Here is a 10,893-nt window from a genome sequence, read left to right as displayed (position 1 = left end):
TTGGGTTGACAATTTAATTCTAACCAGAGGGGTGAGGGTGGCTCAACCCTTTTTTAAAACTCCCTTTTTACACAATTATATGGACTTAACTTTATAGAAAATTAGAGTATAATTATTTATACAGAACGGATGGATTTTCATGAAGGCAAGGTGATTTTATGAATTTAGCGGAAAAGTTCTTAATAGAGTTTAATGAACTTACAGAAGAAAGAAAGAAGTAATAGACTTTATTGAGTTTTTAAAGACGAAGGATAAGAAAGAATTAGAAACGCTGATGGATTCTATTATTGAAGAAAATAGGCAGGCATTTAAGGAGCTTTACTGATTAGATGGGTTACTTTGGAGGATGTTATATTATTTCATAAAAAAATAATAGAAAAAATAGGCGGCCTTAGTGGTATAAGGGATATAAGATCAATAGAAAGTGCGATAAATAAGGCTTTTGTTACGTTTGAAGGAAAGAACTGTATAAAGATCTTTTGCCCTTATTAGGAACCACGGATTCGTCGATGGTAATAAGAGGATAGGTATAGCCGTAATGCTTATACTTTTAAGACTAAATGGAGTCAATTTAAGCTATACGCAAAAAGAATTAGTAGAATTAGGATTTGCAATAGTTGATGGATCAATAAATGAGGAAGATATAAAAGAATGGATAATAAGACCTCTGGAAAGGAACTAACTTCGAAAGACCCCGATTACTTGGCGGGGTTTTAATTTTTGCAAATTTTGAGGCTTTGTTTTTCTTGTTTGTGATAAAGCCTTGATTTCCGCCTACAGTTCTAAAAAAAATTTTTAGCGGTAAACTATTGCAATATTTGGTATCACTATATATAATATTTACTAAAACTATTGGGAATATTTTTTAATAATTTATTATGCTATGAAGGGAAGTAGTAGGTTATAATTGTTTCCAGAGAGCTGCCGTTTTGGTAGAAGGCAGTGACAATCTATAACCGAACTCGTCCCGGAGCTGTTAAGGTGAAATACCAGTAGCCTTAACCGGTTAATCCGTTATCTTATCGAGGGGACAGTAAATTTTACTGTCAACTAGAGTGGTACCGCGGGCGTTCCGTCTCTAATGGGATGGAAGGCCCTTTTAATTTTTACGAAATATGGAGGGTGAGTAGAAAGTGAAGGGTTATAATCCAAAAGAGATAGAGAAAAAATGGCAGAAGATATGGGAGGAAAAAGGTGTTTTTAGGGCAAGCGATGATACTTCAAAACCTAAATATTATCCGCTCATAGAATTTCCATATCCTTCGGGAGAAGGTTTGCATGTCGGGCACGTAAGACCTTATACGGCCTTAGACATAGTTGCAAGAAAAAGAAGAATGGAAGGATATAATGTTCTTTATGCCATAGGTTGGGATGCTTTTGGACTTCCAACCGAAAACTATGCAATAAAAAACAAAATCCATCCTAAAGTTGTTACTGAAAGAAATGTGGAAAGATTCAAGGCTCAAATAAAATCATTAGGCCTTTCCTTCGACTGGTCGAGGGAGATAAATACCACAGACCCATCATATTACAAATGGACCCAATGGATATTTTTAAAATTATTTGAAAAGGGCCTTGCGTATAAGAAAGAATTTCCCATAAACTGGTGCGTTGACTGTAAAGTAGGTCTCGCAAATGAAGAGGTCCTAAACGGGAAGTGCGAGCGGTGCTGCGGAGAAGTGGTGAAAAAGAAAAAGAATCAGTGGATGTTAAAAATTACGGAATATGCGGACAGATTAATAAAGGATCTTGACACCGTTGATTATATAGAAAAGGTAAAGATTCAGCAGATAAACTGGATTGGACGCTCTGAAGGAATGGAAGTGGATTTTAAAATATCAGGAGAAGATGAAGTGTTAAAGGTATTTACAACCCGGCCCGATACGTTATTCGGAGTCACCTACATGGTTGTCGCACCCGAGCATCCGCTGATAGAAAAACTGAGTCATAGAATAATCAATATTGATGAAGTGAATGCTTATAAAGAAGCTGCAAGTAAAAAATCGGATTTTGAAAGAACTGGAACTTTCGAAGGAAAAAACGGGAGTAGAGTTGAAAGGAATTGCGGCTATAAATCCTGTAAATGGAAGGGAAATACCCGTTTGGGTATCGGATTATGTACTGATGACATACGGGACGGGGGCGATAATGGCCGTTCCGGCACACGATACCAGGGACTGGGAGTTTGCAAAAAAGTTTAACCTGCCGGTAATCGAAGTTGTTAAAGGTGGAGATGTTGAAAAGGAAGCCTATACGGATATTGAATCAGGAATAATGGTTAATTCTAATTTTTTAAACGGACTGAATGTAAAAGATGCCAAGGAGAAAATAAGCAGGTGGCTTGAAGAAAAGGGGATCGGAAGAAGAAAAGTCAATTACAAACTCAGGGATTGGGTATTTTCACGCCAGAGGTACTGGGGAGAGCCGATACCACTGGTTCACTGTGAAAAATGCGGATGGGTTCCCGTGCCGGAGGATCAGTTGCCTGTTACACTGCCCGAAGTTGAAAGCTATGAACCTACCGATACGGGGGAATCGCCCCTCGCCAATATTAGAGAATGGGTAGAAACTACCTGTCCAAAGTGCGGAGGAAAAGCTGAAAGAGAAACAGATACAATGCCCCAATGGGCCGGATCATCGTGGTACTATTTAAGATACACCGATCCCCATAACGATAACGAACTGGCAGGCAAAGAAGTACTGAATTACTGGTTACCGGTAGACTGGTATAACGGCGGTATGGAGCATACAACGCTTCATCTGCTTTATTCAAGGTTTTGGCATAAGTTCTTGTATGATATAGGAGTAGTTCCCACTCCCGAACCGTATAAGAAGAGAACCTCCCACGGAATGATTTTGGGGGAAAACAACGAAAAGATGTCTAAGTCAAGAGGAAATGTGGTAAATCCGGATGAACTGATTGAAGAATTTGGTGCAGATACTTTAAGATTATACGAGATGTTTATAGGGGATTTTGAAAAGAGTGTTCCCTGGTCTCAAGAGGGAGTTAAGGGCTGCAGAAGGTTTTTAGAACGCGTATGGAAACTTCAAAGCCTTTTAGTTGACGGAGATGAATATTCAAAAGAACTCGAAACCAGTATCCATAAAACTATAAAAAAGGTAAGTGAAGATTACGAAAACCTGAAATTTAACACAGCTATAGCGTCGTTGATGTCCCTTGTCAATGAGTTCTGTGACTTGGGAAGAGTAAATAAGCCGGAATTTAAAACTTTTCTTATACTATTAAACCCTGTTGCACCTCATATAACCGAAGAACTTTGGAATATTTTAAACTTCGGCGGAATGATTTGCGAACAGAAATGGCCGAAATGGGATGAAAGTAAAATGATTGATACCGTAATCGAAATACCGGTACAGGTAAACGGGAAGGTAAGGGGAAAAGTAACTGTGCCTGCCGATGCTTCAAAGGAAACCGTTAGGGGAAAGGCAATGGAAAATGAAATGATAAGTAGAAACATTAAAGGCAATTCTATCATTAAGGAAGTTTACGTGCCCGGTAGGATATATAATATAGTTGTAGAATAGGAATATAAAAAGATCGGCATAAGTTGATGGAGCTAAAGAGCGGATGTTTATAATCCTGGTTCAAGAAAAGTCCTCGCCGAATATTATGTATAAGGACCAACAATTCATCCGGAGGCGAGGGATATGAAGACTTACGAAGGTAAAATCATCCCCATACCTTTGAACCCGAGGCTTTTGATGATGCCGGGCTTTTCCGAGTGCCAGATTCTGGAACACTTTGAAGTCCTTTATAAAGGTTACGTGAACAAAGTGAACGAGATTCGTTCCCTGCTTCCTGCGGCCGACCGCCAGAAGGCGAACGCCACTTACAGTGAGTTCCGAGGCCTGAAAAAGGGGGAAACTTACGCGATAGACGGGGTCATACTGCACGAGCTTTACTTCGAGAACCTGGGAGGCCCCGGCGGAATGCCCCGGGGAGACCTGATGAGGCGGTTGGAGAAGGATTTCGGTTCCTATCAGAGCTGGCTTGAGGATTTTACGGCTACAGGGATCTCCGCCAGGGGCTGGGCGGTGCTGGTCTACGACCCGCGCGACTGCAGGCTTCACAATTACCTGCTGGACGCCCACGACCACGGCGTCGTTCAGAATACCATGGCGGTACTGGTGCTCGACGTGTACGAACACGCTTACTTTATAGATTACGGCACGAGAAAAGCCGATTACATCAGGGCGTTCATGCGAAACGTCGACTGGACGGTGGCGGAGAAGAGATGGGAGAGGATCAGGAGCTGGTATAACCTAGAATTACGATAATGCTAAAGCTACGGGATATGATGATATCCCGCTATTTTTATGTCCCTTTTCGGAAATGTCAAGCGCCAATGAAAATATCAGGTGAGCGGGTTTGCGAACTGGTGTAGTGCTCGCCTTACAGCCCGCTCCGGCAGCAACCTGTGACAAAACAATCATCTCCCCGCTCATGCTTACATTTTCTCAGATGGATTTCACCCTGACAATATCACAGAGGGATAACATATCATTTTAAAATTTGTTGAAATTTATACTTTTGTATATTATAATATTGGTAAAAGTGATTATTTGAACATATTATTTCCAGGATGCAACCCCTCGATTTTGAGGGTTGCATTAACTAAAATAATTTATTAAAAGGGGGTATTGTATGAACAAAAAAGTATATCTCGTGGCCTTTTCATTGATCGTTGCACTTACTCTTTCCATCATAGCACCGGTTCAAAGCGTCAAATTTTTTAAGGTAGATGCCGTTTCGGCGGCAACAAATTCGGAAAATACCTCAACCCAAAAACAAACCACAACGACACCGGCAACGACTACCAAATCCACCCAAACGCAAACCACTGTTAAAAAATCAACTACCGTTACAACGACCTCCAGCGTAAATAGTATTAAACGCTTACTTGCCTTGGGCTCCTATGGTGAGGATGTAAAATTCCTCCAAACCCTGCTTAATCAGCGCGGGTATAAGCTTAAGGTGGATGGAATATTTGGGCCCAAGACTTTAGCGGCGGTAAAGGACTTCCAAAGGAAAAACGGCCTTAAGGTAGACGGAATAGTAGGTCCGAAAACCCTTGCAAAACTTAACCCGGCTCCTGCTCAAACGGCAGCTACAAAACCCGCACAGCCAACACAGCAGCAGGTGCCACAAAGTGAAAAAGTTGCGGTAAAGATAGGGAAGGTTGACTATGCGGCTCACGGCACCAAGTGCTTTACGGTTGCGATAGCTGCGGTGGCGGGGGACAAAATAGTTGCTGCGTATATAGATGACTACCAGTTCATGCCCAAAGATGTGGCAAAGGGAGTGCCCAATTCCGATCAGGAATTCGGCAAGAGTTATCCTGAAGGGTATGTATTGGGATCGAAGCTAACCAATGCGGAATACTACAGCAATAATATGAAGACAAAGGCCGGTTCTACGATTCCCATAGATAAGAACTTCGCAGCAATTGTAAATTACGTAAAAGGGAAGACCATCAGCGAATTAGAGGCAAAACTTGCACAAACAACCCCGGAAAATATGGTGGATGCGGTAACCGGTGCAACCTTAGTTGATACCCACGGTTATGTAAAGGCAATCGTGGAAGCTGCTAAGGCTGCCAGGTAATAATTATATTTAAAGTAAAATAAAGTAAGAAATAAAAGACGGTTAATAGGTCTTGAAAAGGATTAGTTCCCAAGTAAAGCCTATTAAACCGTCTTTTTTTTTAACTTTTTTGTTGGACCGAGCTCCATTACCACACAAATAGGAACGAGAGTGCTTCGTACCGGCGATGGCGGGCTTTCATGGAAAAGACTTTTTTAAAAATGCTGACTCTACTCAAAAGTGCGGGAAATATCCCGCTTTGTTATGTCCCTTTTTAGGAAATGGGAGATAAAAAATTTACGGTTATGAATATATCAGCAGGAAAATAAAGGAATTTGTAGAAATATATATTGTAAAAATATTTAAAAAGAGAAAATACATAAACAGCGAAAAGGGCAAACTCACCGAAAGGTGGGGGCGCAAAGCCATAGGGTCTAAGGTGCTTTTGCACTATGACAGCCTGGTTGCCGCTGACCAAAACGGTCTGGCTCGCTCTCTTTTTCGGTGGCGGGTCTTTTTTGTTTTCGATATAGACTCAGGAAGGGGGGCACTGTTTTGGTATGGGAATGAAACCAAAGCTTAGGGAATTAATATATAGGGCAAAAGACGGTGATGAGGAGGCCCTTGTCCAGCTAGTTGAAAGGTTTGTGCCCATAGTTAAAAAATACACGCGCAGGGTGGGTAACGGAGAAATGTATTCCAACCTGGTGGAGTGGATTGTCAAGGCGGTGAAGCGCTACCAGCCTGATACCAACTGGGGCAGGGAAGAACTGAATCGCTATTTGGCCGGTCTGAGAGAGAAAAACGATATAAAAAAGCAAGAATAATTTTGGCAGGGGGTTATAATACGGCTTCATGTCCTCTCTTTATATGGTAGGGAAATAAGCCGGGGAGGTGAATGTGTATGGTCAGTATCCCCGAATTCTACGAACTCGACCCCGAAGATGCTAGGATTGCGGCCTGGTTTTTAAAGGGCCTTAAAAGAGAAGCGATAAGGCTTTACTTGAAGCAGAAAAAACTGAAACAACACGAGCTCCTGATTTTAAACAACAGGGTGGGCAGGGATGCCGATGGTGAATCTCCGGAATTGATAGATACCCTAGCTGACGGAATAGATGTACTGTCCCGGGTGGAAGACAGGATATTCGTCAGAGAAGCCCTGATGCTGCTAACAGCAAGACAGCAAAAAGTCATAATGGCGACGGTCTTTGAAGGTGCCACCGAGAAAGAAGTAGCCGAAAGACTGGGAATATCCCAGCCGGCGGTAAATAAGATAAAGAACAGGGCTTTGAGCAAGTTGAAAAAATACCTGCGTATGAGCTGAAAGCCATAGCCCGCGCTATGGCTTTTTTTGCTATCCCTTGACCGTTCCGGCGGTGAGGTCTAAATTGATCCTCAAGACAAGCGAGTCTTTCGAGTTACCTTGCGGGGTTGCGTGAAACTGATTTTATTATATAATAGATTAGGAAACTCCACTTAAGCAGAATACTCCGTTTTACTTTTTTATACGCGGCTAGTTTCCGTCAGGGGTGTAAGATTTGAATAATGCATTTGAATTAGAAGAGCAAAAAGGCAATCTTTTTCAAAGGCTGGATGGCCGTGTAAAATTGATTTCGGCGGTTCTTTACGTTGCTGTTGTTACGACTATTCATACCTGGGAGTATCTGGTTGCCTGTTTTTTGTTGTATTTGATATTGCTCTGCATTCTGGGGTTTCCGGTTTTGAATGCCCTGCGCCGCATCATCTGGCCGGTTTTATTTGTAGGCGTCATGAACGCCGCGCTGATTTTTATTAATTTTTATGCGAATCAGCAATACGGAAGGGGCGCTGTGCTGTTTTTAAGGGCCTTATGTGCCATTTTAGTGCTCAACACCGCCATTTCAAGTATGACGTTCCGGGATCTGCTTTTTTCCATGAGGGCCCTGCATGTCCCCGATGTGCTGGTAAATCTTGTTGGCTTTACCGTCAGGTATGCTGATATTCTGACCGACGAACTTTCCAGGATGATGATAGCAAGAAAGGCAAGAGGCTATGCCGGGGGTAAAAATTTCTGGCATACGAACGCCATGAAGGTGATAGGGCAGACGGTGGCCGTTTTATTCCTGCGTTCCTTTGAAAGAAGCGAAAGGGTATATTCTGCCATGCTGTCAAGGGGCTACAGCGGCGATATAAGGTTAGTGCAAATTCCCGAAAAGCCGGGGAAAAAAGATTTGCTGGTGGGGGCGGCCGTGGTTGCCGTGCCGCTGGCTTTTAAAATTGCGGAACTGGGGGCGGTGTCGTGGATTACGCGGTAGAGATACGTGACCTTGCTTTCCGCCACAGGGACGGCACCGTGGCGTTAAGGGGCGTTACTCTGAAGATAAAAAAGGGCTCAAAAACCGCCATTCTGGGGCCCAACGGCGCAGGTAAGTCCACTCTGCTCCTGCATTTAAACGGTATCTACCTGCCCCAGCAGGGCACGGTCAAAATTTTGGGTGTGGAGGTCAACCGAAAAAACGAAAAACGTGTGAGAAAAATGGTAGGTCTTGTGTCCCAGGACCCCGACGACCAGGTTTTTTCTCCGACCGTGTGGGATGACGTCGCCTTCGGGCCGGCAAATTTCGGCTTGTCCCAGGACGAGATCAAAAATCGGGTGGATGAGGCACTGAAGGCTGTGAGAATGGAGGAATTTGCCCAAAGAATGCCGTTTCATTTAAGTTACGGCCAGAGGAAAAGGGTGGCCATAGCGGGTGTCCTGGCGGTGAAACCTGAGATTCTGGTACTGGATGAACCCCATGCCTTTCTTGACCCTGCCAGTAAGGCGGACCTCTCCGGGATTCTAGAGAGGGAAAACCGTGAAGGCAGGACTGTCATAGTTGCCACCCATGATGTGGATTTTGCCTATGAATGGGCCGATGAGGTGGTGGTCATAAAGGACGGGGCGGTCCAGGCCCAGGGAGGGCCCGAAGTTCTTTCCCGGGAGGAAGTAATAAACCGGTCCGGGCTGGAATATCCTACAATAGTCAGGTTTTTTCAAAAGATACCCGAAATACGGCTGGAGAAAGCTCCAAGGAATATCGACGAAGCCGCAGAGTGCATCAGAAGATTTCTGAAGAACTCCTCACCCCCTGTACACTAAAATCAGGTTATTTTAAAATTGACAAAAATATAATAATACCTTATAATATAATCCAGTAATAATTGAAAAATTTACGGGAAGTATCATGAAGATACGTTAACCCTGCCATGAAGGTCTTTGGTGGATGAATCCGCCGGGGTCCGTCATGGCTTTTTTATTACATAATAAAGAGTAAAAGGAAGGGTGTTTTTAATGCACATACCCGATGGATTTCTCGATGCCAAAACCGTGGTTGCCACCGCAGCCGCCAGCGCCTTTGCGCTGAAGCATAATATGGCAAAAGTGAAAGAAGAGTTGAACGAGAGGGAGCTGCCGGCGCTGGGGGTGATGGCTGCATTCATTTTTGCCGCTCAAATGGTGAATTTTCCGGTGATGGCGGGAACCTCCGGCCACCTGCTGGGGGCGGCTCTGGCCGCCGTACTGGTTGGGCCTTACAGTGCGGGCCTCATCTTGACCACAGTGCTTATAGTTCAGTGCCTGTTTTTCCAGGATGGGGGTCTGACTGCCCTTGGTGCCAACATTCTCAACATAGCCGTGGCGGCGCCCTTTGTGGCCCAGTTTGTTTATAATGCCGTGAGAAAGTTTAACTTTGCGGGAAGTGGTACTGCGGCCACGTTCCTTTCGGCTTGGTTTTCCGTTATGGCGGCGGCGTTTCTGACAAGCGCGGAACTGGCCCTGTCGGGAACCGTTCGCCTCGGTGCGGTGCTGACTCCGATGATGATCGTCCACGCCGTCATAGGAATCGGCGAGGGGCTTATAACCTGTGCGGCGGTGGCCTACGTGGGCAGGGTATTGAACTTAAAGGCAAAAGTCTCTATGAATCCTGACGCTGGAGGTGGAGTCAATTGAAGAGATGGGGGATAATACTTGTGGCAGCGCTGATTGTCGCGGCCTTTCTGTCACCTTTTGCATCACCTCATCCGGACGGCCTTGAAAGGGTTGCGGAGGACCTGGCCTTTTCCGAGAACGGTCAATTGCCGGCAGTCCGGTTTTCACCCATGCCTGACTACACAATCACCGTTATACACAGCGAAAAGGTGTCCACAGCACTGGCGGGCATAGTCGGCACCTTGCTGACGCTGGTGTTTACCTATGGTTGGACCAGGATATTATCCAAATTACCTTAAAACCTCCGTTGTGGTTAAATGTAAATTAATCGGTTAAATTACCCTGAAAGGTCACTTGCAAAAAGTGGCTTGTGTTTTAAAATAAAAGTAGAAAATATAGCGGGGGGTTTTTAATATGGGCGATGGTCATCAAACCACCAGCAATGATGAAAAAAACAAAGATATCGAAACCCTGCGGATCTTACTTGCCCACTGGATAGAGCACAATCGATCCCATGAAGAAAATTTCCGGCAGTGGGCCGAAAAATCAGAAAAGCTGGGGAAAGGCGAAGTCTCCAAAATGATAACAAGAGCGGCTGACGCCTTGAAGGCGGCCAGCGACTTTCTCCTGGAAGCGAAGAAATACATATGAGGGGTGCGTATTATGTGCGAGTCGAAGGTTTACCTGCTTGAAAACGGAAAAGAAAGAGAGATAATGGAAAATGTGGTTTATATAGAACCACAGGATGGCAGGGTGTTCATGTACAGCCTTCTGGGGGAGCAAAAAATCCTAGATGCGGTAATCAAAGAAGTAAAACTTCTGGAACACAAAATAATACTGGAAAGCAGGAAAGATAAAAAATGATAATTGCGGTTGTAGATGGGATGGGAGGGGGCATAGGCAGCCAGATTATAGCCCTGCTGCGGCAGGATCTACCCCAGGACATAAAAATATACGCACTGGGGACCAATTCCACCGCCACTTCAAACATGATGAAGGAAAAAGCCAACAAGGGTGCCACCGGGGAAAACGCCATTTTATACAACGTAAAGAAAGTCGACGTTATAGTCGGCTCCCTGGGTATAGTTATTCCCAATTGCATGATGGGTGAGATAACCCCAAAGATCGCGGAGGCCATAGCATCCTGCAGCGCCAGAAAAATCCTCATACCCATCATAGACAACGAAGACATCACGGTCCTCGGCATCGAAAAAAAACCGCTGTTTCTTGCCATAAAGGACGCAATAGATAAAATAAAAGCCCTCTTGTAGTTGCTTTCAACCTGACAAGCCCCCATACACCGGGGCTTTGTATTTTTCGGTAATTTTTACGAAAGGAGATC

At 44.2% G+C, this 10,893-nt stretch carries 13 protein-coding genes, 1 pseudogene, 1 riboswitch and 1 other annotated feature; all 14 genes and pseudogenes read left to right on the top strand.

Annotated features, from left to right (window positions below; all coding sequences use genetic code 11):
- The first annotated feature begins 487 nt into the window (after positions 1 to 487).
- The 14 genes and pseudogenes from LZ11_RS12980 (at position 488) to LZ11_RS02610 (ending at position 10,822) form a co-directional block, all read left to right on the top strand.
- Positions 488 to 682 carry a type II toxin-antitoxin system death-on-curing family toxin gene (locus LZ11_RS12980; RefSeq protein WP_222927160.1) on the top strand — a complete coding sequence of 65 codons (195 nt, stop codon included), beginning with the start codon at positions 488 to 490 and terminating at the stop codon, positions 680 to 682.
- 192 nt (positions 683 to 874) lie between these two features.
- Positions 875 to 1,083: a binding site (T-box leader), on the top strand.
- A 50-nt stretch (positions 1,084 to 1,133) separates the two neighbouring features.
- A pseudogene (locus LZ11_RS13130) lies at positions 1,134 to 1,991 on the top strand (class I tRNA ligase family protein); the annotation flags it as partial.
- A complete protein-coding gene (gene leuS / locus LZ11_RS02665) occupies positions 1,975 to 3,546 on the top strand; it encodes a leucine--tRNA ligase (protein ID WP_281282694.1) in 1,572 nt (523 codons plus the stop codon). The pseudogene LZ11_RS13130 and the gene leuS, both read left to right, overlap by 17 nt.
- Positions 3,547 to 3,669: 123 nt before the next feature.
- On the top strand, positions 3,670 to 4,299 hold the full coding sequence (locus tag LZ11_RS02660) for a superoxide dismutase (protein ID WP_148866366.1): 630 nt from the start codon (positions 3,670 to 3,672) through the stop codon (positions 4,297 to 4,299).
- Between the two features lie 367 nt (positions 4,300 to 4,666).
- On the top strand, positions 4,667 to 5,626 hold the full coding sequence (locus LZ11_RS12845) for a peptidoglycan-binding domain-containing protein (protein ID WP_148866365.1): 960 nt from the start codon (positions 4,667 to 4,669) through the stop codon (positions 5,624 to 5,626).
- 363 nt (positions 5,627 to 5,989) lie between these two features.
- A riboswitch (cyclic di-GMP riboswitch) is annotated at positions 5,990 to 6,077 on the top strand.
- 88 nt (positions 6,078 to 6,165) lie between these two features.
- Complete coding sequence (locus LZ11_RS02650) at positions 6,166 to 6,432, top strand: helix-turn-helix domain-containing protein (RefSeq protein ID WP_148866364.1); 267 nt, start codon at positions 6,166 to 6,168, stop codon at positions 6,430 to 6,432.
- Positions 6,433 to 6,509: 77 nt separating this feature from the next.
- Positions 6,510 to 6,929, top strand: a complete 420-nt coding sequence (locus LZ11_RS02645; protein ID WP_148866363.1) for an RNA polymerase sigma factor — start codon at positions 6,510 to 6,512, stop codon at positions 6,927 to 6,929.
- 214 nt (positions 6,930 to 7,143) lie between these two features.
- Positions 7,144 to 7,899 (top strand): energy-coupling factor transporter transmembrane component T family protein, encoded by a 756-nt coding sequence (locus LZ11_RS02640; RefSeq protein WP_148866362.1) that lies wholly within the window; start codon positions 7,144 to 7,146, stop codon positions 7,897 to 7,899.
- Entirely contained in the window at positions 7,884 to 8,723 is an 840-nt protein-coding gene (locus tag LZ11_RS02635; RefSeq protein WP_148866361.1) for an ATP-binding cassette domain-containing protein, read from the top strand. The genes LZ11_RS02640 and LZ11_RS02635 overlap by 16 nt, the downstream gene beginning before the upstream one ends.
- A 192-nt stretch (positions 8,724 to 8,915) precedes the next feature.
- The gene (locus LZ11_RS02630; RefSeq protein ID WP_148866360.1) at positions 8,916 to 9,572 is read left to right on the top strand and encodes an energy-coupling factor ABC transporter permease; all 657 of its coding nucleotides are present in this window, start codon (positions 8,916 to 8,918) and stop codon (positions 9,570 to 9,572) included.
- On the top strand, positions 9,569 to 9,850 hold the full coding sequence (locus LZ11_RS02625) for a PDGLE domain-containing protein (RefSeq protein ID WP_148866359.1): 282 nt from the start codon (positions 9,569 to 9,571) through the stop codon (positions 9,848 to 9,850). Before LZ11_RS02630 ends, LZ11_RS02625 begins: the two co-directional genes overlap by 4 nt.
- Positions 9,851 to 9,965: 115 nt before the next feature.
- The gene (locus LZ11_RS02620; protein WP_148866358.1) at positions 9,966 to 10,202 is read left to right on the top strand and encodes a DUF8180 domain-containing protein; all 237 of its coding nucleotides are present in this window, start codon (positions 9,966 to 9,968) and stop codon (positions 10,200 to 10,202) included.
- 12 nt (positions 10,203 to 10,214) lie between these two features.
- Positions 10,215 to 10,415 carry a CooT family nickel-binding protein gene (locus LZ11_RS02615; protein WP_148866357.1) on the top strand — a complete coding sequence of 67 codons (201 nt, stop codon included), beginning with the start codon at positions 10,215 to 10,217 and terminating at the stop codon, positions 10,413 to 10,415.
- Positions 10,412 to 10,822 (top strand): DUF3842 family protein, encoded by a 411-nt coding sequence (locus LZ11_RS02610; RefSeq protein ID WP_148866356.1) that lies wholly within the window; start codon positions 10,412 to 10,414, stop codon positions 10,820 to 10,822. Before LZ11_RS02615 ends, LZ11_RS02610 begins: the two co-directional genes overlap by 4 nt.
- The last annotated feature ends 71 nt before the right edge of the window (positions 10,823 to 10,893 follow it).

It is taken from the genome of Thermosediminibacter litoriperuensis (genome assembly GCF_008124715.1).
Taxonomy (GTDB): Bacteria; Bacillota; Thermosediminibacteria; order Thermosediminibacterales; family Thermosediminibacteraceae; genus Thermosediminibacter; species Thermosediminibacter litoriperuensis.
The sequence above is the reverse complement of the archived record's forward strand: the minus strand, read 5'-3'. Positions and strand labels throughout refer to the sequence as shown.

Excerpts from the sequence above, each read along its gene's own strand:
- leuS (WP_281282694.1), top strand. The coding sequence starts at position 1,975 with ATGCTTATAAAGAAGCTGCAAGTAAAAAATCGGATTTTGAAAGAACTG.
- LZ11_RS02660 (WP_148866366.1), top strand. The coding sequence starts at position 3,670 with ATGAAGACTTACGAAGGTAAAATCATCCCCATACCTTTGAACCCGAGG.
- LZ11_RS12845 (WP_148866365.1), top strand. The coding sequence starts at position 4,667 with ATGAACAAAAAAGTATATCTCGTGGCCTTTTCATTGATCGTTGCACTT.
- LZ11_RS02650 (WP_148866364.1), top strand. The coding sequence starts at position 6,166 with ATGGGAATGAAACCAAAGCTTAGGGAATTAATATATAGGGCAAAAGAC.
- LZ11_RS02645 (WP_148866363.1), top strand. The coding sequence starts at position 6,510 with ATGGTCAGTATCCCCGAATTCTACGAACTCGACCCCGAAGATGCTAGG.
- LZ11_RS02630 (WP_148866360.1), top strand. The coding sequence starts at position 8,916 with ATGCACATACCCGATGGATTTCTCGATGCCAAAACCGTGGTTGCCACC.
- LZ11_RS02620 (WP_148866358.1), top strand. The coding sequence starts at position 9,966 with ATGGGCGATGGTCATCAAACCACCAGCAATGATGAAAAAAACAAAGAT.
- LZ11_RS02615 (WP_148866357.1), top strand. The coding sequence starts at position 10,215 with ATGTGCGAGTCGAAGGTTTACCTGCTTGAAAACGGAAAAGAAAGAGAG.
- LZ11_RS02610 (WP_148866356.1), top strand. The coding sequence starts at position 10,412 with ATGATAATTGCGGTTGTAGATGGGATGGGAGGGGGCATAGGCAGCCAG.